Annotated in this window: 20 protein-coding genes; 12 read left to right on the top strand and 8 right to left on the bottom strand. The window is 59.4% G+C overall.

The features are described from left to right. Positions 1–120: 120 nt before the first annotated feature. Positions 121–1254, bottom strand: a complete 1134-nt coding sequence (locus J3R80_RS07825; protein ID WP_275393206.1) for an extracellular solute-binding protein — start codon at positions 1252–1254, stop codon at positions 121–123. Between the two features lie 503 nt (positions 1255–1757). Here J3R80_RS07825 and J3R80_RS07820 point away from each other — a divergent pair. Then, positions 1758–3284 (top strand): alkaline phosphatase family protein, encoded by a 1527-nt coding sequence (locus J3R80_RS07820; protein ID WP_275393205.1) that lies wholly within the window; start codon positions 1758–1760, stop codon positions 3282–3284. Here J3R80_RS07820 and J3R80_RS07815 read toward each other — a convergent pair. The 6 genes from J3R80_RS07815 to J3R80_RS07790 form a co-directional block, all read right to left on the bottom strand. Next, the gene (locus J3R80_RS07815; RefSeq protein ID WP_275393204.1) at positions 3269–3940 is read right to left on the bottom strand and encodes a haloacid dehalogenase type II; all 672 of its coding nucleotides are present in this window, start codon (positions 3938–3940) and stop codon (positions 3269–3271) included. The genes J3R80_RS07820 and J3R80_RS07815 overlap by 16 nt on opposite strands. A 133-nt stretch (positions 3941–4073) precedes the next feature. Further along, positions 4074–4376, bottom strand: coding sequence for a DUF4387 family protein (locus J3R80_RS07810; protein ID WP_275393203.1), 303 nt, complete (start codon positions 4374–4376; stop codon positions 4074–4076). After that, positions 4373–5722: an acyclic terpene utilization AtuA family protein gene (locus J3R80_RS07805; RefSeq protein WP_275393202.1), complete on the bottom strand. Its 1350-nt coding sequence runs from the start codon at positions 5720–5722 to the stop codon at positions 4373–4375. The genes J3R80_RS07810 and J3R80_RS07805 overlap by 4 nt, the downstream gene beginning before the upstream one ends. Next, on the bottom strand, positions 5722–7227 hold the full coding sequence (locus J3R80_RS07800) for a tripartite tricarboxylate transporter permease (RefSeq protein ID WP_275393201.1): 1506 nt from the start codon (positions 7225–7227) through the stop codon (positions 5722–5724). The genes J3R80_RS07805 and J3R80_RS07800 overlap by 1 nt, the downstream gene beginning before the upstream one ends. Positions 7228–7237: 10 nt before the next feature. Then, positions 7238–7678 carry a tripartite tricarboxylate transporter TctB family protein gene (locus tag J3R80_RS07795; protein WP_275393200.1) on the bottom strand — a complete coding sequence of 147 codons (441 nt, stop codon included), beginning with the start codon at positions 7676–7678 and terminating at the stop codon, positions 7238–7240. Continuing rightward, positions 7678–8646, bottom strand: coding sequence for a tripartite tricarboxylate transporter substrate-binding protein (locus J3R80_RS07790; protein WP_275393199.1), 969 nt, complete (start codon positions 8644–8646; stop codon positions 7678–7680). Before J3R80_RS07790 ends, J3R80_RS07795 begins: the two co-directional genes overlap by 1 nt. 101 nt (positions 8647–8747) lie before the next feature. Here J3R80_RS07790 and J3R80_RS07785 point away from each other — a divergent pair, with 101 nt between their 5' ends. The 3 genes from J3R80_RS07785 to J3R80_RS07775 are packed head-to-tail and all read left to right on the top strand — an operon-like array spanning position 8748 to position 11802. Next, positions 8748–9413: a response regulator transcription factor gene (locus J3R80_RS07785; protein ID WP_275393198.1), complete on the top strand. Its 666-nt coding sequence runs from the start codon at positions 8748–8750 to the stop codon at positions 9411–9413. Continuing rightward, on the top strand, positions 9410–10783 hold the full coding sequence (locus J3R80_RS07780; RefSeq protein ID WP_275393197.1) for a sensor histidine kinase: 1374 nt from the start codon (positions 9410–9412) through the stop codon (positions 10781–10783). The genes J3R80_RS07785 and J3R80_RS07780 overlap by 4 nt, the downstream gene beginning before the upstream one ends. After that, positions 10753–11802: an extracellular solute-binding protein gene (locus J3R80_RS07775; protein ID WP_275393196.1), complete on the top strand. Its 1050-nt coding sequence runs from the start codon at positions 10753–10755 to the stop codon at positions 11800–11802. Before J3R80_RS07780 ends, J3R80_RS07775 begins: the two co-directional genes overlap by 31 nt. Before the next feature lie 48 nt (positions 11803–11850). Here the strand turns inward: J3R80_RS07775 and ilvD are convergent, their stop codons facing one another. Then, positions 11851–13686: a dihydroxy-acid dehydratase gene (gene ilvD / locus J3R80_RS07770; protein ID WP_275393195.1), complete on the bottom strand. Its 1836-nt coding sequence runs from the start codon at positions 13684–13686 to the stop codon at positions 11851–11853. A gap of 153 nt (positions 13687–13839) precedes the next feature. Between ilvD and J3R80_RS07765 the strand changes: the two genes are divergently transcribed. The 8 genes from J3R80_RS07765 to J3R80_RS07730 all read left to right on the top strand — a co-directional run bounded on the left by J3R80_RS07765 (position 13840) and on the right by J3R80_RS07730 (position 22980). Continuing rightward, on the top strand, positions 13840–14859 hold the full coding sequence (locus J3R80_RS07765; RefSeq protein ID WP_275393194.1) for an NAD-dependent epimerase/dehydratase family protein: 1020 nt from the start codon (positions 13840–13842) through the stop codon (positions 14857–14859). A 145-nt stretch (positions 14860–15004) separates the two neighbouring features. Then, positions 15005–16285, top strand: a complete 1281-nt coding sequence (gene tviB, locus J3R80_RS07760; RefSeq protein ID WP_275393193.1) for a Vi polysaccharide biosynthesis UDP-N-acetylglucosamine C-6 dehydrogenase TviB — start codon at positions 15005–15007, stop codon at positions 16283–16285. Then, positions 16285–18084, top strand: coding sequence for an ABC transporter ATP-binding protein (locus tag J3R80_RS07755; RefSeq protein WP_275393192.1), 1800 nt, complete (start codon positions 16285–16287; stop codon positions 18082–18084). Before tviB ends, J3R80_RS07755 begins: the two co-directional genes overlap by 1 nt. Continuing rightward, a complete protein-coding gene (locus J3R80_RS07750; RefSeq protein WP_275393191.1) occupies positions 18081–19214 on the top strand; it encodes a glycosyltransferase in 1134 nt (377 codons plus the stop codon). Before J3R80_RS07755 ends, J3R80_RS07750 begins: the two co-directional genes overlap by 4 nt. Continuing rightward, positions 19211–20452 (top strand): glycosyltransferase, encoded by a 1242-nt coding sequence (locus J3R80_RS07745; protein ID WP_275393190.1) that lies wholly within the window; start codon positions 19211–19213, stop codon positions 20450–20452. Before J3R80_RS07750 ends, J3R80_RS07745 begins: the two co-directional genes overlap by 4 nt. Beyond that, entirely contained in the window at positions 20449–21117 is a 669-nt protein-coding gene (locus J3R80_RS07740; protein WP_275393189.1) for an HAD family hydrolase, read from the top strand. Before J3R80_RS07745 ends, J3R80_RS07740 begins: the two co-directional genes overlap by 4 nt. Beyond that, complete coding sequence (locus tag J3R80_RS07735; protein WP_275393188.1) at positions 21095–21913, top strand: hypothetical protein; 819 nt, start codon at positions 21095–21097, stop codon at positions 21911–21913. Before J3R80_RS07740 ends, J3R80_RS07735 begins: the two co-directional genes overlap by 23 nt. Then, positions 21910–22980: an EpsG family protein gene (locus tag J3R80_RS07730; protein ID WP_275393187.1), complete on the top strand. Its 1071-nt coding sequence runs from the start codon at positions 21910–21912 to the stop codon at positions 22978–22980. Before J3R80_RS07735 ends, J3R80_RS07730 begins: the two co-directional genes overlap by 4 nt. Positions 22981–22985 lie beyond the last annotated feature (5 nt).

Below are 22985 nucleotides of genomic sequence, written 5' to 3'. Positions count from 1 at the left end.
GTTTCTCCCATGCACGGCGGCTTCACACCCTCCAAGCGGGGCGCGGCTCCGTGTTTATCGTTTCAGTCTGGGGTGTGACGTTCCCCCACCCGTAGGCGGGGGAACGCGTCATCAAGGCGATCAGGCGCTCTTGAACTTGTTGACGAACTCGGTCCGCACATCGGCATACCACGGCGCTTCGGCTGGCCACGGGTTCAGATTGGCCAAGCTGTCACCCGGATAGGCTTCCGAGAAGTTCTTCTTGTAGGTGTCACCAGAATAGGTATCTGCCCCAAGAACCGGCGAGTTATAGCCATGGCTGTCAATCGCAACACCCGCAGGTTCCTGACGATAGGCATAGTCAATGAAGGCGTAGATCTGGTCGATGTTTTCCGCACCAACCGGCATCGACATGCCGTCGACCCATGCCATCGCGCCTTCGACCGGGGCCTGATAATGCACCGGCTCACCCGCGGATTTCAGCGCCAGCGGCGGACCATCCCATGTCTGACCAACCACAACACCTTCGTTCAGAAGACCGTTCTTCTGGGTGTCGGCATCGTTCCAGATCAGCTTGATGCGATCCTTGCGGGCAACACACCAATCGGTGACCTGCCCCCAGACCTTGCGCATGGTTTCTTCGTCCTCATAGGCCGCCCAGATCGATCCCGGATCCATCTCGCCCGAGGCTTCCATATAAAGACCAGCGCCCAGCATCATGGAATGCGCGCGTCCCATCGTCTTGCCAGCGTTTTCTTCCGACCACACGTCACCATAGCTTGGCGCGTCGCCCGCAGGCAGCCATAGATCGGTGCGATAGGCGATACCTTCGGTCCCCCAAATATGCGGCAACCAATGGGCGCCCGCGTCTCCGAAGTTCCACGCGTCGGTGCCGATCTTGGCCATTGCAGGGTTTACCGCGTCGACATTCACTTTCGACAGGTCAAACGGTTGCAACAGCTCCAACGGGCCCCATTGCAGCGACCGGTTGTTGGTGGGCGAGATGATGTCGAAGCCCTGACCTTTGGTGGCCTTCATCTTGTTGATGATCTCTTCGTTCGAGCCGATCCCGGTGTAATTCACCTTGATCCCGGTCTCCGCTTCAAACCCCGCAATGAACTCGGGCGGCAGGTAATCCGACCACATCAGGATGTTAACCTCGCCCGACGATGCCAGCGCGCGCTTGACATAAAGCGGGGTGGCAAGGGCGGCGGCACCCATGGTGGTCGCCCCTTTCAGCACCGACCGGCGGCTGAACTTGGTATCAGTTGTCATGTTGTTCTCCCGTTGAGGTTATATTCTGTTTTTTGTTTTATGCCCGCAGTCTTTGTCATTATCCCGACCTGAAATAGCGCCAGCTGATAGCGCCCGATCAGTCCAGTTGACAACATCCGACCATCGACACGGCTTTGGCAGCAGGCATCGTGCGGTAAGTTGCGTGTTGAACCAGCACATGCCCCCACGTCGTCACCCCGGTTACGAGGCGTCTGTCCCAGAGCCTGACTGGACCATCAATCAAGAAAGAATCGATTTCATGACAGACGACTCTGCGACGATGGTTCAAGTGTCTTTCGCCAGCGCCACCGCTGTCAACACTCTGCCAATCAACTCTTTTTTCAAGCCGCACCCACAACCCCTACCCCTTGATCAAGTAAGCCTTGAAGACCTCGTGTTTTTCACCGACGCTCCCGACAACCTCTCGGACGAGGCGTGCCGGCCTCCGCCAGTGCGGCACCAGACCGGGAGCATAAGCACGGTCTAGCTCGGGAAATGATCATATGAAGCAGCAGAATGTCCTTTTCATTATCATTGATCAGTTGCGGGCAGATTGCCTGCACGGCGCCCTGGCCGATCATGTCAACCTGCCCAACTTACACGCCCTTATGGCCGACTCGGTGACCTTCAAGCGCCACTTCTCTGTCACCAACCCCTGTGGGCCGTCGCGCGCGTCGATCCTGACAGGGCAGTACGCGATGAACCACCGCTCGGTGCGAAACGGGACGCCGCTGCGCCACGATACCCCGACCATTGCCAGTGAAATGCGCAAGGCAGGATACCTGCCAATGCTGTTTGGCTATACCGACACCTCGCACGACCCGCGCGTCCATACACCCGACGACCCCGCCATGCAGACCTATGAATTTCCAATGGACGGCTTTGCCGAGCAAGTCGAGATGCGGTTGGAAATGTCCTATCCGTGGCGGTCATACCTTCTGAACAAGGGCTACACCTTCGACAACTACTGGCAGCTGTACATCCCCGGAGGTGACGGAGCGCAACTCAACGCCCCAGCAGTATATACAGCCGAAGACAGTGACACCGCATTCCTGACGGATCGGTTTCTGAACGCAATGCCTGCCTATGCCAGCGAAAGCTGGTTTGCGCATCTGACCTATATCCGACCACACCCGCCACTCGTTGCACCTGCACCCTATAACGACATGTATGACCCGGCCTCCCTGCCCCTGCCTACCCGCATTGGGGATCGTGGGGCCGAAACAGCCGTTCACCCCTTCTTCGGGCCGGCCCTCGACACCACGACCGAGGCAAACCTTGTCATAGGCTGTGCGAACGTCGCAGCCGATGATGCCACCATCCAAACCCTGCGTGCGGTTTATCTGGGCCTCGCAACCGAGGTCGACCACCATATCGGCCGGGTCGTCGCGTTTCTGAAGAACAGCGGACAGTGGGATAACACGCTCTTGATCGTCACCGCAGATCACGGAGAGATGCTGGGCGACCACCACGCCTGGGGCAAACACAATGTCTATGACGCGGCATATCACACGCCGCTGATCATTCATGCCCCCGGCTGTGCCAAGGGCTATGAAGTCGACATGCCTACAGAATCCATCGATCTGACGCCAACCATTCTGGATTGGGTCGGTCAATCCGTGCCGAATTCAATGGACGGGCGATCCCTCCTGCCCTTCCTGAATGGTGAAGACCCCGACAACTGGCGCAGCTATTCCTTCTCGGAACTCGACTTTGCCGAGCCCGAGGCGCCGACACGTTGGCAAAAGCAACTCGGAACAAACAACAGCAACTCCTGCCTTGGGATCCTGCGTGATAACCGCTTCACATTGGTCGAGTTTGCTGCCGACCTGCCCCCGCTTCTGTTTGACCACGACGGGATGGGCGAGATGCAGAACGTCGCAGATGACCCCGCTTTCGCCGCGGACCTGGCCCGCCTGACCCGACAGATGCTGCGCCACCGAATGCAGAATATGGATCACACACTGTCATTGGACACGATCACCAACGATGGCCCGAAACGCCAAAATCGTCATCAACCCAGCACATAGTCAGCAACATCCGTCAACGACCGGCCCCTGACATTCGGCTCGACACCCAGCCGTTCCATCGGCTGATCATATCGGTTCAGCCAGATCGTATGATACCCAAACCACGTCGCACCACAGATATCCCAGCAATTCGAGGACACGAACAATATGTCCGACGCCGCACACCCAAACGCGTCCGGGGCAAGTTGATAGACTTCGGGGGCCGTCTTGAAAACGCGAACGCTGTCTGCACTCAGAACATGATCAAAGTAACCCTCCAATTTCGACGCCTTCAGCGCCGCGTCGATCATCCCCATGCTGCCATTTGTCAAAACCGCCATGGGAACACCCGCATCCTGCAAACGCGCCAACGCAGCGCGATTTTCGGGAAATGCCGTCAGCTTCTCATACGCATCCATCAAGGCGCGGCGCGCATCGGGCGCAAGCCCCACATTCTGCGCCTCGCAAGCGAAATCCAACGCATCGCCGGTCACTTGCCAAAAATCTGCAAACCTGCCGCACATGCTGCGCAGCCGTGTGTACTCGATCTGCTTGTCCCGCCACGTCAGGGCGATCGCCGCCCCCTTGCCGGGAAACATCGTTTCCGCCAACGCGCCAACCGAATAGACATCCAGCAGCGTCCCGTAGGCATCAAACGCAATCGCCTTGAACTTCATGCTCTCCCCCTCTCACACCGAAGACGCGCTTGAATGAAATCACCTTGGGCTTCTTCTGGCCAGAAATATCCTGGGGTGAATGCGCAACGCGCAGAGGGGCAACGCCCCTCACAGGCTCACAAGGTGAGCCATATCAATCAACCTGCACCTCGCCCAACAGCACCGCGAAACTCGCGCCATGCATGTCCCTGTCCGCCCGCGTTCCCTGAACCGCAGGACGCGGCAAGCTGAATTTCACGACGTTCAGTTCAGGGATATCGAACCGTTTCACCAAATCGGGATCAACGTTGAACAAGTTCGCCACATCGCCCGTATTCAATCCCTGCGAAATCCGATGAAACGCATCGTCGGCCCCACAGAAAACGTCCAGCGTCAGCCAAAAGGGCCCCGCATTCTTTGATCGCACCTTGTCCGCAATGTCTATCAGGGCCGTCATGCGCCGATCTCCTCAACCGTCAGGCGGAACGCCTGCATGGGATCATCCAGTATAAGGACGTGGTTCAGACAAAACTCATAAACCGCGCCGCGTGGCATTTCAGGCGGTGAGAAAGGGAAAGCAAAGGTTGGCATCTCTTCCTGTTCGGACAGCGGATGGTGCAACAGATATGGGTTCAGCATTTTGGCGACCTCGCGCGACAGCGCCTCGGTCTGTGCAGTTACGATGCCCATTACGCCCAGCTCGCTTCCAATCCGCGCATGTGTGTCCAAAGGCCCAAGCGTGGCGTCCGCGCCGATGATCCGCAGTTCAATTTGAAAATCTCCGCCCACGCGCGCCACCGCTTTGGCGGTGCATTTGGTGTGAATGTCGTCCACCCAAGCCCGAATGTTTTCCACGTAGCGCGCGTCGCGCACCAAAACCAACGATACTGTCTGGAACCCCGTGCGCCGCGCACCTTCCAGCTTGACGGTATAAGGGTTCGTTTCCACCCATTCGCTGCCAGTGACGCGCACGCGGCGGTCATCCAACGCCTCGTATTGCGCACGCGTTACGTCCAGATACCCCCCCGGTTCATATAACCGGTAAGGATCGCTGTTTTCATAAAGCATATGCGCAGACACAGTGCGCGGGGTTGCACGGGCGTCGTGCCCCATGGGCGTGATGGTGAACCCATCCGTCTGAAACTCGATCAGGATCGTGCCGGTGTTGGGGCTGGTCGTCGCCAGCGCCCCGCATTCACCGATCTTAGCACCATGCCATGCGCCACCAGCGTGACAGCCGCGCGCCAAGGGCAACGCCGAGATAATCGCCGTATCCGTGGTGCGCCCGGCAATGACAATATCTGCACCGGTGTCTAACGCGGCCTGTATCTGCTCGGCCCCTGCAAGTGCTACGATATTGGTGCAGTCGCGCAGCAGGTCAGACGAGATATCTGGTGCGGGTGTTAAGGGGGTGATACGCCCAGCCTGTAACGCCGCCGCCATCTCGTTACCGTCCTGCCCGCTTTTCAGCACGGCAAGCTTCAACTTCTGTCCCCGTGCAGCGGCGATTTCGCGGGTGATCTCGACCAGCCAGTCCACCGCATCATCCGCCCCACAGGTGCCCGCTGTGCCAATCACCAATGGCACGCCCGCTTCAGCTTGTGCTGCCATCAATTCGGCCCACTCCGCCTTGGTCGATCCGCGCGAATATTTCGACGTGCCCGTACCAAGGTAATGAGGGCCCGAGTCGGTCGAGCCCCCATCAATGGCAATGATGTCCGGTTTCTCTGCAAGCCCCCGCGCAAGGGCGTCGCGGTCATATCCCAGACCCAACGCCCCCGAGGGGATAAGCACTTTCACCATCAGTCCGTGATCCTTTGCGGTTTCTTCAGGACATTGCGCAGGAACATCGGGGCGACGAAGCCCGCCACCGCGATGATCCACAGCGTGATCGAAATGCCGGACGAGAACAGGAAGGTCCAGTCGCCGCTCGACAACACCATGGCGCGGCGCAGGGCGTCCTCCATATGGCCTCCCAGAAGGATGCCTAGGATGACCGGCACGGTTGGCACGTCCAGCTTGCGCAGAACATAGCCCAGCACCCCGAAAGCCACCATCAGCAGCAGATCGAAATAGCTGCCGGACAGCGAATAGATGCCAACAAAGCTGATCATCGTGACGCCGGGCAAAAGTACCCATGGCGGGACCGACAGGATTTTCACGAAGATCTTTACCATGGGCACGTTCATCAACAGCAACACAAAGTTGGCGATTAGAAGCGACGCGATCAGGCCCCAGACGACCTCGGGCCGTTCTGTAAACAGCATCGGGCCGGGGGTGATGTTCAACGTCATCAAAAGCGCCAGAAGCACGGCGGTGGTGCCCGATCCGGGCACGCCCAGCGTCAGCATCGGGACCAGCGCGCCACCCGCCGCCGCGTTATTGCCAGCCTCGGGCGCAGCGACACCTTTTGGAACACCCGTCCCAAATCCGCCCTTTTCACCCGCGATGGATTTCTCGGACATATAAGCCAGAAAGCTGCCCAGCGACGCACCCGCCCCCGGCAGCACGCCAGCAATAAAGCCCACGATGGACGACCGCAGCATGGTCCAGCCGGACCCGATGATATCCTTGACCGGAATCGTCACTTTTTCCAGCTTCACACCGATCGAGGTGTTCTTGCCGTGGCTTTCGATGAAGAAAAACACCTCGGCAATCGCGAACAGACCGACAATGGCGACAAGGAAGTCGATGCCGTCAAACAAGTGCATGTTGCCTCCGGTCAGACGTGGAAGACCAGAGTTGTTATCCACACCAATCATCGAGATACCAAGCCCGATACAGGACGCAATAGCGGCCTTGGCCTGGTTGTTCGATGCCATGCCGCCAAGTGTGGCAAAGGCCAACAGGTAAAGTGCGAAGTATTCGGCAGGACCGAACAAGAACGCGACACGTGCCAACAAGGGCGCCAGAAGCATCAAGCCGATGGTCGCAAGGAACGCCCCGACGAAAGACGCGACACCGGACAGCACCAGCGCATCACCGGCCCGGCCCGCTTTTGCCATCGGATAGCCGTCCAGCGTAGTCATCAACGCTGGTTCATCCCCCGGAATGTTCAAAAGGATCGAACTGATCCGGCCACCATACATCGCGCCGTAATAAACAGACGTCATAAGAACCAGTGCAGATGTCGCATCCAATCCCATCGTGAAGGTCAGCGGGATCAGGATCGCCACACCATTGGACGGGCCAAGACCCGGCAGGGCGCCGATAATCGTGCCGATGAAACAACCGATCACAGCCAGCATCAGCGTATAAGGAGACAGCGCGATATCGAAACCGATCGCGAGGTTCGAGAGTAGTTCCATGGAAATATCCTCAGCCGGTCAGAGATTTGGGAAAGGGAACAAGCCCAAGACCCAGCGCGAATTTGAAGATCAGAAACAGCCCGACAGACAGGCCGATGCCGGCCAGAACGGCGCGCATGGCGCGCGGCTCGATCTGATAACTCAGAATGGCCGCGGTGATCGCTGTTGGGATCAAGAAGCCCAATGGCTTCAGCGCGTAGGCATAACCGACAAGCACCACAACCGCCAAGGCAAGCGACCCGAAAGTGGCCAGCACAGGCCAGTCTGGGTCGGGGTCAGGTTTCAGGGCCACGATGATCCCGCATAGCGCAGCAACGCTGCCGACCAGGATGGGAAAGGTCTTTGGCCCCACGGGATCCGCCATAAAACTGGTCTGGATCTGCATGGCGCTGGCAACATATGCCAGCGCCACCAGGGTCACGACCGCTCCGAAGATACGGTCCGACGCCATTACTGGATCACCCCGATTTCTTTCGAAAGCGCGCGGATTTCGGCGACGACGCTATCGACATAGGTCTGGAAGTCTGCACCGACTTTGGTGAACGGTGCCAGACCGTTTGCAGCCATGGCCTCTTTCCATTCATCACTATCTGCAACCTTCTGAAGCCGCTCGGCCCACATATTGAAGTCATCATCGCTGATGTCTTTGGGGACATACAATCCGCGCCAGTTCACGGCGACGACGTCAATCCCTTGCTCTTTTGCGGTGGGAATATCTTCAAACCCGGGCACGCGTTCTTCGGTCAGAACCGCAATTGCGCGCACGTCGCCAGATTTAAGGAAACCGACAATCTCGGACATATCGCCCGTCATGGCTTGCGTGAAGCCACCCACGGTTTGGGTGATCGCATCGGCACCCCCGTCGACACCGATATACTTCACCGCCGTCACGTCGGTAACGCCTGCCCGTTGCAGGATCATCAGGGGTTTGAGGTGGTCAAAGCCGCCAACGGCCGACCCGCCTGCAAAAGCCACTTCACCAGGATTGGCCTTCACATCCTCGACCAGATCGTTCAGCGACTGATAAGGGCTGTCTGCCGCCACAACGATCACCCCGGGGTCCGCACCGATAGCACCAACAAACCGCACCTGATCCGCTGTCATCCCGGCATAGGCGTTCTGCGCCAGACGCGTCGACGTTGCAGACGACGCCGCAATGATCAGGTCCGCATCATCCCCGCGTTCTGAAACAACATGAGTGAAGGCCAGACCACCACCGGCCCCGGCCATGTTCGTGACCTGAACGGGTTTGTCGACCGCACCGATGTCGTACATGATTTTACCGATCTGACGGCAGGTGAAGTCCCAGCCTCCGCCGGGGTTGGCCGGGGCAATACACTCGGCAGCGGTGGCTGCGGTGGTGGCACCAAGGCCCAATACGGCACTGGTCGCCAGCGCCTTGAAAAGACGTTTCGTCATTAGTTCCTCCCATTTGACAAGGGGCGCAATGCCCGCTCATTGTTTAGCCAATCGCCTAAACCTGACACCAACCTGTCACGCACCGGAAAAAAGGGCCAAGAATGCGATTCCTTTTGATCGAGGATAATCCAAAACTGGCAGGCGTCGTGATCGAACGGCTGCAATTGGATGGTCATGCCGTGGATCATGCGGGCACCTTGTCAGATGCGACTGACCTGACGGCTGTTGCGGATTACGATTTGATTTTGCTGGATATTATGCTGCCCGACGGGGATGGGCGCGACTTTCTGGAACGCCAGCGGCAGACCGAAAAACGCACGCCTGTGATCGTTATCACGGCGCGTTCGGCGGTGTCAGATCGCGTTGGTTTGCTGGATCTGGGTGCCGATGACTACATCGTAAAGCCGTTCGATTTCTCTGAACTGGAGGCCCGCGTGCGCGCCGTTCTCAGGCGTCAGGGTGGCCCGGCAGATAACTCGACAACATTCGAGGAAACGACGCTTGATTCGACGAAGGGCGAGTTGCGGTTTGACGACCAGACCGTGCCCTTACGCAATCGCGAACTTCGTTTGCTCGAGGTATTTTTCGCGGCCCCCGGTCAGGTTTTCTCCAAAACCCATCTGATCGACCGGCTGTTTTCGCTTTCGGATGAGGCGTCAGAGAACGCGATCGAAGTCTATGTGGGTCGGTTGCGCAAACGGCTGGAGGGGTCAGGTGCAAAAATCGAAACCGTGCGTGGCATGGGGTATCGGATGATTGCGCGGTGAAACGGCTTGGATCAATCCGCAGACGGCTGTTTATCCAGCTTGCACTTGTCGCAGCAATCCTGTCGCTGGCCTTTTTCCTGGTGGTGCGCGGAGTGGCCGAACGGGCCGCTGAAGGGACACAAGATGACATTCTATCCGCGTCCGCCACGGCCATCGCTGACAGCCTGCGCAGCGAAGACGGTCATGTCACGCTTGACCTGCCCTATTCGGCCCTGTCGATGCTGGGGACAATCAACGAAGACCGCGTATTCTATCGCGTCGTGTCGAAGGGACAAACCTTGACCGGCTACCCCGACCTGCCCCAACCCAAGGCGCCGCCGCGGATCAGTACGCCCAGCGTCGAAACACTGACCTATCGAGGGGACGAGATACGGGCGGTCTCCGTCACGCGCCCGGTTGGCACTGGGGCGAATGCGGCACAGGTGGTGGTGACTGTCGCACAGACCCGCCAGGGGCTTGCCGCGATCTCCAGACAGATCACCGCGACGGCGACCGGCATTGGTGCTGGCTTTTTCCTGCTGGCAACCGCGCTAAGCCTTTGGGCGGCCGGTTCCGCACTGGCACCGATCACCCGGATCACCGGATCCGTCACACGCCGAGGACCAACCGATCTGCGCCCCGTACAGGCCAACGCGCCAGACGAGCTTGTGCCACTGATCAACGCCCTCAACTCGTTCATGGCACGTCTGCGCGCGTCCCTGTCCCGCACCGAAGATTTTATCACCGAGGCAGCCCACCGTGTCCGCACCCCGCTTGCAACGGTGCGTGCGCAGGCCGAAATCACCCATCGCAAACTGAACAAGCCGGAACACAAACAGGCCATTCGCGAGATGATCCGCGCGATCGACGAAAGCTCGCGATCCGCCGGTCAGATGCTGGACCATGCCATGGTGACGTTTCGCGCCGACAGTCTGGCGCAAGACGCGCTGGACCTGCGGGCGCTTATGGATGAAACCTGCGACCGCCTCGGCCCAACGGCTGATCTGAAAGACATCGCACTGCGCCGCGAACTTGGCACCCAGCCCGTGGCCTTCACCGGCGATGGTATCCTGTTGCAAGCTGCGCTTCAAAACATCCTCGACAACGCCATCAAATACTCGCCGGACGACAGCGACATCACCGCCCGCGTGACGCTTGATCACGAAATCACCCTGTCGATCACGGATCAGGGGCGCGGGTTTGGCGAAACCGACCTGTCGGCCCTGACCGCTCGCTATACCCGCGGCGCAAATGTCAGCGACATTGTCGGCTCGGGTCTTGGCCTGACCATCGCGGACGAGGTCGCGAAAGCACATGGCGGGCGGTTGGACATTTCACCAAACAAAAAGGGGGAAGGCGCATGTGTTTCGCTGGTATTCCCGCGCGAATAATTTCGGCAGTGTTCGGTGTCATCCTTTCTGCGGGCGTGGCACTGGGTTTCGAGATTGAAGATCGCCGCCTTTATGAAGCCCCCGCTGAACAGGCGCGGCTTAGCGTTGTTTCGACCGCCGATCTGGATGTGTTCGATCCGATCATTCGTGCCTTTCAGGCCACGCAACCGGGCGTGACAATCGACTATGTGGTCACAGGCACGACCGATCTGATGGAGGCTTTATATGACGAAGGAGCGTCCTTCGATCTTGCCATATCTTCGGCCATGGATTTGCAGACCAAACTGGCGAATGATGGCTTTGCACTGAACCACACACCGCCCAGCGCGACCAACCTGCCGGTCTGGGCAAGTTGGCGCAACCAGCTGTTCGCCTTCACACAGGAACCCGCGGTGGTCGTGGTTTCAGACCAATTTTTCTCACCCGGCGAAGCACCGCAAAACCGGGACGAGCTGATTGCCGTTCTGCGCGCCAACCCGACCCGCTTTCAGGGGAAGATCGGCACCTATGACGTGCGCCGCTCTGGCTTTGGCTATCTGATGGCGACGCAGGACAGCCGAAACTCTGACGCGTTCTGGCGGTTGATGGAGGTGATGGGCCGTCTGGATGCGAAGCTTTATTGCTGCTCGGGCGACATGATCCGCGATGTGGCCTCGGGCAAGCTGGCCTTGGCTTACAACGTGCTGGGCAGTTATGCCGCCAGCCATCAGAAAAACACCGGGGGTTATCAGATCATCGAGATGAGCGATTATGTGAACGTCATGTCGCGCACCGTCCTGATCCCGCGAACGGCGCAGAATATCGACGACGCCCGCGCCATGCTGGATTTCCTGCTTGGGCTGCGATCACGCACGGATTTGGTCGAGGCGACGGGGTTGCCCGCGGTCGATCCTGCTGCGCTGCGGGCAAACCCGTCGCTTCGCCCCATTCGCTTTGGGCCGGGTCTGCTGGTCTTTCTCGACAATCTGAAACGGCAGAGCTTCCTCAGGAACTGGGAAAACTCGCTGCTGCAAAACTGAAACGGGCGGAGATATACCCCGCCCGTTCGCAATGCAGTCAGATACCGATCAGTCGATAACGCGCACCGCGCCCTTGGCAGCGGACGACGCCAGCATCGCATAGGCTTTCAACGCCTTTGACACTTTGCGCTTACGCGGTTCGGCAGGATGCCATCCTTTTTCGTCTTGTGCAGCACGGCGCGCCGCCAGTTCATCGTCTGACACGGCCAGATTGATGGTTCGGTTGGGGATGTCGATCTCGATCTTGTCGCCCTGCTGGACCAACCCGATCGCGCCACCTTCGGCAGCTTCCGGCGACACGTGCCCGATGGACAGGCCCGACGTGCCGCCGGAAAAACGTCCATCGGTCAGCAGCGCGCAGGCTTTGCCCAGACCTTTCGATTTCAGATAGCTCGTCGGGTACAGCATTTCCTGCATCCCCGGACCACCGCGCGGACCTTCATAACGGATGACAACAACGTCACCTTCTTTGACCTTGCCCGTCAGAATGTCGCTGACCGCCGCGTCCTGGCTTTCGCAGACATGTGCGGTGCCGGTGAACGTCAGAATAGACGCATCAACACCGGCTGTTTTCACGATACACCCATCCAGCGCGATGTTGCCAAACAGAACAGCCAAGCCTCCATCCTGACTGAACGCATGTTCCTTGGACCGGATCACGCCACCTTCGCGGTCGGTGTCCAGTTCCTTGTACCGGTTCTCGGTCGAAAAGGCCTGCGTGGTGCGAACCCCACCGGGGGCGGCTTTGAACAGGCTTTCGGCCTCGGGGTTGTTGGCGACCTTGATGTCCCACTTGGCAATCGCCTCGCCCATTGTGCTGGAATGCACGGTTGAACAATTGTCATGCAAAAGCCCAGCGCGGCTCAGTTCACCAAGGATCGAGAAGATGCCGCCGGCGCGGTGCACATCCTCCATATGAACATTGGCGATGTTGGGCGCGACCTTGCACAGGCAGGGCACCTTGCGGCTGAGCGCATCCATATGCGTCATATTGAAATCAACCTCGCCTTCGTTGGCGATGGCCAGAAGGTGCAGAACCGTGTTGGTCGAGCCGCCCATGGCGATGTCCAGCGACATGGCGTTTTCGAACGCTTCGAAGGTCGCGATCTCACGCGGCAGCAGGCCCTTTTCCTCGTCCTGATAGTGACGCTTGGTGATCTCGACGATCTTGCGACCAGCCTCAAGGAACAGGCCCTTACGGTCAGCGTGGGTGGCCAAGGTCGAGCCGTTGCCGGGCAGCGCCAGACCCAGCGCCTCGGCCAGGCAGTTCATCGAGTTTGCGGTGAACATGCCCGAACACGACCCGCAGGTCGGGCAGGCGTTCTCTTCGATGTGCTGAACCTGCTCGTCGGTGTATTTGTCATCGGCAGCGGCAACCATTGCGTCCACAAGGTCGATCTTCTTGGCGTCCAGATCGGCAATGTCGATCTTGCCCGCTTCCATCGGACCGCCAGACACGAAGATCACCGGGATGTTCAGGCGCATCGCGGCCATCAGCATACCGGGCGTGATCTTGTCGCAGTTCGAGATGCAGACCATCGCGTCGGCACAATGCGCGTTGACCATGTATTCGACGCTATCCGCGATCACTTCGCGCGAGGGCAGCGAATACAGCATCCCGTCATGGCCCATGGCGATCCCGTCATCTACGGCGATGGTGTTGAATTCCTTGGCGACACCGCCTGCGGCTTCAACCTCGCGGGCAACCATCTGGCCCAGATCCTTCAGGTGGACGTGGCCCGGCACGAACTGCGTGAAGCTGTTCACGATGGCGATGATCGGCTTGCCGAAATCGCTGTCGGTCATCCCGGTCGCGCGCCAAAGGCCGCGGGCACCGGCCATGTTACGGCCATGGGTCGAAGTTCTGGAACGATAAGCAGGCATACAGTCCCCACCTTGTCTGAAAATTGGAGTCAGAAAGCGGATTATCATTCCCCGCGTCGCGAGGCCAGCGCAGATTAGGCACAAGACCGCTTGGCGCTTCCAAACCTCCGCGCTAGAACCAAGCGAAACGGTATCCGGAAAGGCATCTCTCTCATGGCATCACGCAAAGTTCTGGTCACCGGGTCCGCCGGGTTCATCGGTTATCACTTGTCCAAACTTCTGCTGGCCGAGGGGTTTCGTGTGCATGGCTATGACGGGATGACAGATTACTATGATGTCACCCTGAAACAGCGGCGCCACCAGATGCTGTTGCAGGATCCGGGTTTTTCGACGACCGAAGGGATGCTTGAGGATCAGGCGCTGTTCGATCAGGTCGCGGACGATTTTGCCCCGGATGTGATCGTCCACCTCGCCGCCCAGGCGGGCGTGCGCTACAGCCTTGAAAACCCGCGCGCCTATCTCGACAGCAACATCATCGGCACCTTCAACGTGATGGAGGCCGCGCGACGCCACAAGGTCGACCATCTTCTCATGGCCTCGACCAGTTCGGTCTATGGCGCCAACACTGACATGCCGTTCACCGAGACCGAGAAGGCCGACACCCAACTGACCATCTACGCCGCCACCAAGAAGGCGAACGAAAGCATGGCGCACAGCTATGCCCATCTGTGGGACTTGCCCACAACGATGTTCCGTTTCTTCACGGTCTATGGCCCGTGGGGCCGCCCCGACATGGCGCTGTTCAAGTTCACCAAGGGGATCATCGACGGCACCCCTATCGACATTTACAACAACGGCGACATGTTCCGTGACTTCACTTATGTCGAAGATCTGGTGCGGGGTATCCGCCTGTTGATCGAAGCTGTTCCCGTGCGCCCGGACAGCCCGGATGATATCGAAGAGGGCGACAGCCTGTCCCCCGCCGCGCCCTATCGTGTGGTGAATGTCGGCAATTCCGACAAGGTGCGCCTGTTGGATTTCGTGGATGCGATTGAGGATGCGATCGGCAATAAAGCCCAACGGAACTACATGGAAATGCAAATGGGCGACGTGCCAGCCACATGGGCGGACGCAACACTCCTACAACGGTTGACAGGTTATCGCCCTGCCACCGATTTCCGCGATGGGGTGAACAGCTTCGTCGCTTGGTATCTGGACTACTACAAAGCCTGATTTACCACGATCACCTGACACAACCGTAAGAGAGCCAGGGCCTCTTACCCAGTTCGCTTGAATTTTTACTTTCTTTTAACGAATATTTACGCAATCTTACACCCGCATTGGTTGTGTTGCAGGTTGATAGCGGAAGCATCCGGATATGAAGGACTTTCCAGATCTTGGGCGGATCGCAGTGATCGGGTTGGGTTATGTCGGCCTGCCACTGGCGGTCGAATTCGGGAAACACCGGCCCGTGATCGGGTTCGACATCGACCCCCTCCGCGTGGACGAGCTGCAATCCGCCATAGATCGGACGGGCGAGGTCACGGCAGACGACCTGTCCAGCGCCCGCCACCTGAGCTTCAACAGCGACCCCGACGCACTGTCAGATGCCACGATCTTCATCGTAACGGTCCCCACCCCCATCGACGCGCACAACCGGCCCGATCTGACCCCTCTGCAGCGGGCCAGCGAAACCGTAGGTCGCGCCCTGTCCATTGGCGACATCGTCATCTATGAAAGCACGGTTTATCCGGGCGCCACCGAGGAGGTCTGCGTTCCAATCCTCGAAGCAGCGTCTGGTCTGACCTTCAACAGCGATTTCTTTGTGGGCTACAGCCCCGAACGGATCAATCCCGGAGACCGCGATCACCGGCTGCCGACAATTGTGAAGGTCACGTCAGGGTCCACCCCCGAAGCCGCCGACCGGATTGACGCGCTGTATGCCCAGATCATCACAGCAGGCACCTTCAAGGCCGAAAGCATCCGCGTGGCCGAGGCCGCCAAGGTGATCGAGAACACCCAGCGCGACCTGAACATCAGTCTGGTGAACGAGCTTGCGATCATCTTCAACCGGCTGGGCATCGACACTGGCGCGGTGCTGGAGGCGGCGAGGACCAAGTGGAATTTCCTCCCTTTTCAGCCGGGTCTGGTGGGTGGCCACTGCATCGGCGTGGACCCTTATTACCTGACCCACAAGGCCGAAGAGATCGGCTATCACCCGCAAGTGATCCTGTCAGGGCGGCGGATCAATGACGGCATGGGGGCCTATGTCGCCGGGCAGATGATCAAGTCGATGATGCGCAAGGGGATCAACGTGGCGAAGTCGCGCGTGTTGATCCTTGGGCTGACCTTCAAGGAAAACTGCCCTGATCTGCGCAACACGCGCGTCGTCGATATTCTGGAAGAGCTGCGCGATTATGGTGTCAGAGTGGACATCCACGACCCTTATGCCGACCCGGCCACTGCGCATAAGGAATATGGGATCGACCTGACCGACACCCCGCAAACGCACCGCTATGATGGCGTAATGCTGGCCGTCCCACACCGCGCCTATCTGGATCAACCGCCGGGTTGGATCAGGCGCTATGCCAAGAACCTTTCGGTGATCTATGACATCAAATCCGCGCTGCCGCGGGAAATGGCGGATTTGCGGCTGTGATGATGCGAACCTTCAAACGGCTCTGGTCGCTTCTGACCCCGCGCGAACGCAGGCGCGGCACGCTGGTGCTGGTGCTGGCACTGGCGATGGCGGTGTTCGAGGTGGTCGGCGTCGCGTCAGTCTTTCCATTCTTTTTGGCCCTGTCCGATCCCGGCCTTGTCCAGACGAACCCCTATCTGTCTGCAACCTATCACCGGGGTGGGTTCACGGATTACCATAGCTTCCTTTTGGCGCTTGCCCTCGTGACGTTTGCCTTCCTTGTCAGCGGTGCGCTGATCCGCAGCGCGGGCGAATACGCGATGACGCGGTTTGTCCAGATGCGCCGCCACAGCCTTGGGACACGGTTGATCGAACGCTATCTGCATCAGCCCTACGCTTTTTTTCTGGGTCGTCATACGGGTGAGATGGCAAAGAACATCCTGTCCGAGGTCGAACAAGTCACGATGTTCGCGTTGGCCCCGGTGTTGCGACTGACCACATCCCTTGTGACACTGCTGGCAATGCTGAGCTTTCTGATCGTGATGGACCCGATCATCGCCTTCACCGCCATGGCCATCCTAAGCGCGGCTTATGTGTTGATTTTCATGACCATCCGACGCCTCGTCACTCGCAATAGCGCCCGCCGCGTGGTTGCCGACGAAGCCCGATACACCATCGCGCGCGAGGCGTTAGGCGGCATCAAGGATATCCGCCTTCTGGGCAAGGAAGGCGTCTATATCCACCATTTTCGAAATCCGTCCATCGAGGTATCGCGGATGCAGGCCGCCAACCTCGTTCTGGGCCAGGTGCCAAAATATTTGGTTGAAGCGATCGGCTTCGGCGGCATGTTGCTTCTTTGCGTGGCGCTTCTTGCGACCGTCGGCCCCAACGCCAGCACCGCCGCAATCCTGCCGAAACTGGGCGTCTATGCCTTTGCCGGATACCGAATGCTGCCCTCGGTGCAGGGGATCTATCGCGCGATGGTCGAGCTTCGTTTTGGCGCGAGCGCGGTGGATGTGCTGTTTGACGACATGCAAACCCTGCCCGACGGCCCAGCCAACGCCGGGGATGTGCAACCAATAGGACTGGCTTCGAGACTGGAGGTAAGGGACGTCAGCCATTCCCACGATGGCGCGACATACAGCCTTCGCGATCTGTCTTTGACCATTCCGTCAGGGACGTCTGTTGGGATTGTCGGCGGCACCGGGGCGGGCAAGACAACATTGATCGACCTGCTGTTGGGGCTTCTGACCCCGCAATCCGGACAGATCAGTGTCGATGGTATCCCGATCACGCCGGCAAATGTCAAAGGCTGGCAGGCCGCCATCGGCTATGTGCCGCAGTCGATCTTTCTGGCTGACACCAGCATCGCCGAGAACATCGCCCTTGGCACGCCGCGCGCGCAGATCGACATGGGACGCATCGCGGAATGTGCCCGGATGGCGCAACTGGATCACTTTGTCGAAACGCGACTGGCGGATGGATATGACACAACCATCGGCGAAAGCGGTGTGCGCCTGTCCGGCGGGCAACGTCAGCGCATCGGCATCGCGCGTGCCTTGTATCACGACCCGGATGTTCTGGTGTTTGACGAGGCAACAAGTGCGCTTGACACCTGCACAGAACGCGAGGTGATGAAAGCGATTACGGGCCTGCAGGGGCAAAAAACCATCTTGATGATTGCGCACCGTATCTCGACCGTCGAAGCCTGTGACCAGATTGTCGTACTGGATCACGGGCGCATCGTGGCAAGAGGCAGCTACGCCCAACTGATCGCGCAGGACGAAGGATTTCGCGCGCTGGCGGGGGTCGCGGCATGAAGCATATGCCCATCACCACGCCCCCCGCGAAACTGGCCTTCGTGTTACCCGACCTTCGGGGCGGCGGGGCAGAGCGCGTGATGCTGACCTTTGCGAACGAACTTGCGGGGTTTGGATATGCGCCACATCTGATCCTTGCGCGCGCGGAAGGTGTGTTGATGGTCGATGCACAGCGCGCAGGTCTTCCAATCACCGACCTGAAGGTCAACCGCCTGCGCAGTGTCGCAGCCCCGTTGCGTGATTGGCTTCGCCAGAACAAACCCTCGGCCCTTGTGCCTGCGATGTGGCCATTGACCAGTATTGCGGTTTGGGCCGCGCGCGGGACCGGGGTGCCGGTCATTACGACCGATCACGCAACACTGTCGGATCAATACGCGCGCAAAGGCATGCTGCACAGGCTTGCACTGCGGGCCAGCATCCGCGCGACATATCCCAAGGCAAGGGCAAATGTCTCGGTCTCGGCAGGGTCAGCGCGCGATCTGGAGCGATTGGGGCACCTGCCCGATGGGCGCGTAAAGGTGATCCACAATCCAGTCGCCATGCCCAACCCCCAAACGGGCACGGCGGCCTGGCCCGCTCAAGCGCGGCACCGCATCTTGGCCGTCGGATCGCTGCGATGGCAGAAGGATTTTCCGACCCTTCTGCGCGCCCTCCGCTTGCTTCTGGACCGGGGCTGCGACGGCGAACTTGTCATTCTTGGTGATGGCCCTGACCGCGCGGCATTGTCAGGATTGGTCCGGTCATTGGGTCTGTCTGATCGGGTGGCGATGCCGGGATTCACGCCGCATACCGGAGCGTATTACGCAAGTGCCGATCTGTTCGTGCTCAGCTCGTCCAGCGAAGGGTTCGCGAACGTGATTGTCGAGGCGTTGTCACACGGCCTGCCCATCGTCTCCACCGACTGCCCCCACGGCCCGGCCGAGATACTCGGCGCGCGCGGCATAGGTCGCTTGACCCCGGTGGGGGACGCCACCGCGCTGGCCAATGGCGTAGAGGTCACGCTTCGCGAGCCTCGCAACCCCGATGCCGCCCGCGCACGTGCATCCGATTTCAGACCGGACGCTGCGACGGCCAAGTTTCTTTCACTCCTTCCACAACCACAGTCATCCAAGCTGGCGAGGCGCGCATGAACGCCATCCGTTCGATTTTTGTCACCAATAACGGTCTCTCTGACCACATCGGCGCCGCACAGGTCTTGCCCTATCTTGAAGGCTTGGCTGCACGCGGGCATCAGATCGCCTGTCTGTCGGTCGAGCATCCTGAACGGCAGGAAGAATTCGTCACAACGATCGCCCCACGGCTGCAGCGTGCGGGGATCGAGCATAGCCCGATCCTGCGCCGCGCCTTGCCGCTGACAGGTAAGTTAGACCGTTTCGCCATGCCGGGGCGCATGCAAAACCGTCTGGAAAAACTGGTCGAGACGTTTCAGCCTGATATGATCCATTGCCGAAGCTACATGCCGCTTGGCGCGGTCCTGCCGGTCAGCGCGCAATACAACCTGCCCTTTGTGTTCGACATGCGCGGCTTCTGGGTGGATGAGCGTTGCGAGGCTGGCATCTGGCAAGGACCGATAGGCCGCGGCATCGCCCGCCACTTCCGCAAACTCGAAACCCGCGCAATCAGCAGGGCAAACGCCATTGTCGCGCTGACGCATGATGCGAAATCCATCATCTCGGCGCGCCGACCATCAGCCGGAACAGTGACAAACGTCATTCCCTGCAGCGTTGACCAGACCCGGTTTCGGCCCGACAAAATACTGCGGGCCAGTGCGCGACGGGCACTGGGATATTCGGCCAAGGACGTGGTGCTGGTGCATCTTGGATCCGCCGGGCCGCTTTACCAGATGGGTACCACCTATCGCCTGCTGACCGCCCTTCAGGCACAGGGGATGCGGGCGCGGCTTTTGTTGGTTGGGGACCACGATGCGCAACAGCATGTGCGGGCGGCGAAAGGATACGGCGTCACGTTGGACATCGCTCACCTGACCTGCCGCAAGGTGCCCCATGATGAGGTGCCCGCCCTTCTGAACGCGGCCGATATCGGCCTGTCCTTCCGCATCGCCAGCACATCCAGCCTTGGTGTTTCTGCGACCAAGGTTGGTGAATACCTGTCCTGCGGTCTGCCGGTGATCAGCAACACCGGGATCGGAGACATCAATGACATCCTGCCCGACCGCAGGTTTGGCTTGGTGTTGGCCCATCACGATACCCCCGCAATTGAACACGCCGCGCGCACCATCGCGTCGGCACCGTTCGCCTCACGCTCTGTCATCCGCGCCCATGCCGCGGGGCGGTTCTCGCTTGAGCATGCGGGCGCGGCCTATGACGCGCTTTATCGGTCGTTCGCAGGCGAAAGGCAGGCTGCATGACCGAAGACGACCGGATCCTTGCCGTGGACGTCTGCGGCACCTTGTACGACACCAACACAACAGCTGGATTGGTAACGTTTCACCACGCCCGTCGCGGCAATAGATGGCGGTTCAACATGCTGAAAGCACTGACACGCCGCAGATCGCTGCTGCGACTGGCGTTGATCCTGATCGCCAAAGTCAGCCGGTTTGACGCCCACCGGGCACTTGTTTTGGCCAGCCTGCGCGGCGAAACCCGGTCGTCGTTGCAAGCATCTGCGACGCGGTATGTCTCGGATCACTTGCCGGCACACGCAATCCCTGCCACCCATGCGCGCTTGGCCCAGATGCGGGCTGCCGGATGGCAGCCGGTGCTTGTGTCAAACGCGCTTGCGCCTGTTGTTGAAGAGATCGCCCGACAACTGGATGTGCCCTGTCTCGCATCACAGCCAAAGGCACGGGATGGTCGCCTGACGGGTCGTTTGTCTCGTGACCTGACCGGGCAGAAACGCAGCGCGGTCGAAGCATTCCTGAACCGGCCGCTTGAGCGGGTGCAGTTTGCGGTCATCACCGACAATCGGTCGGACTGCGATCTGGTTGCTGCCGCAAACCCGGCTGTGCTGGTCGCCCCACACAAACCCCGCAGATGGATGAGGAATTTGGATGCCGAAATTCTCTGCCACTAGCGGACGCCACCTGATCCTGCTTCTGCCATTTGGCTATGCATTTCAGTCTCGTTACCATTGGCCACGCGACTTCATGGTCAACGCCCTGACGGCTTGGGTGCCGGGCGTGATCCTTGTGGCGCTGCTGGGCGATCTGACGATCAGTGACGCGTTCATCCGTTATCTGCTGGGCTATGCGAGCTTCATATGTATCTACGAGCTAGGTTATCTGGCCAATGACACGATCGGCTTGCGCCACGATCCAACCCCACGTCGGCGCATCGACATAGGGTTCAGCGCCGGTTTCATCGTTGCATTCATCGTGGTCCGGCTTAGCATTGGGCTGGCCGCCGCTGTTGTGCTGGGGGTCGCAAATTCCGGCCTTTATTGGGCATCCGTATCCGCACTTGTCGCGGGTTTGATCGCCCATAACACCCTGCGCTCGGTCGAATTGAAGTTCTATACCTTCCTGCAATTGTCCTTGCTCAGGTTCACACTTCCCGTCCTGCCCGCGCTGCTTATCGACGCGGGCACGACCGCCATACTGACAAGTTTTGCCACTGCGCTTTTGCTGTTCACCCTGCCACGGTTCCTGACCTATCTGGATGCCAAAGGGCGCTTGACGCTGCCGGAACGCAAGGCACGAACCTATCACCTGAAGACCCATGTTGCGGTTCTGCCGTTGGTCATACTTCTGTCGGTGCTAACCGATGAAACCGCGCCGCTCGTCTGTCTGATTTGGGGCGTGGCCGTGCAACTGGTCTATGTTACGCGTGGCAGGTTGCCGACGCGCTTTCCGGGCGTCACGCAGCCGTGATCTATGTCGCCCTTTTTCTTGCGATGATCCTGTTGCGGCTCGTGCTGACACATCAGTCGCGCTTGCGCGATCAAACCTATCCCATTGTGCTGGCAATTCTGTTTCTGTTCGTTGCCTTCCGGCTTGATGTCGGGTGCGACTGGAATGGCTACCACCGTCACTTCCTGAGCCAGCTGGACCTTGGATTTGCCGATGCATTGGCGCAACGCGAACCTTTGTGGTGGGTGCTGGTGCAAATGGTCGGGGCGCTGGGGTTGGGTTATCCGTGGCTGAATGTGGTCGCAGCCCTGATCTTCTTTGCTGGCGTTCACGCGCTGGCGCGAAAGCAGCCCGACAGGCTGGGTTTTCTGATCCTCCTCTACCCGGTTCTGATCCTCAACATGCCAATGTCTGGCATTCGTCAGGCAGCCTCCATCGGGCTGATGTGCATGGGTTTTGTGGCGTTCAGCAACGGGCGTGCGGCGCGGTTCACCATCTTCACACTGCTTGCCACCGGCTTTCATTCCAGCGCGGGTGTGTTCTTGCTGCTGGCCCCCTTGGTCGGGCATGGCTGGATCAAAGCGCGACTTCTGGTAGCCTTCGCGCTGGCCGGGCCGGGCATCTATCTTCTGGCAACCGGAGACAGCGCACAGCTTGCGTTATCGCGCTATGTCGACACAGGTGTCGATGCCTTTGGCGCGTTCTATCGCGCCGCGCTTCTTGCCCTGACGTCCGGGCTGTTCTTTCTAATTCTGCGCCCCGCTTGGCAAGCGCGTTTCCCTACGGACCACCGGATTGTTGTTCTGGGGGCGCTGATGATGATGGCAACCTTGCCCCTCATCGGCCTGTCCAGCGTCATCGCGGATCGCATCGGCTATTTCCTTGTTCCGCTTCAGGCGACGATACTGGCCCGCATCCCGTCACTAGGCCTTGGCACAACCGGCCTTTTCCTGTCGGTCGCGCCTTATGCGGTGCTTCTGATGATGCTCGTCGTTTGGACTGTCCACTCAACCCATTTCCATTATTGCTACCTGCCCTATGACAGCTGGCTGTTTTCAATGCCCAAGATTTATCAACTGCCGAACTGAGGTTT

Origin of the sequence: Aliiroseovarius sp. Z3 (assembly GCF_029105185.1) — a bacterium.
In the GTDB taxonomy this organism is placed as follows: Bacteria; Pseudomonadota; Alphaproteobacteria; order Rhodobacterales; family Rhodobacteraceae; genus Aliiroseovarius.
Note: the sequence above shows the minus strand (reverse complement) of the source record. Positions and strands in the feature narration are given on the sequence as shown.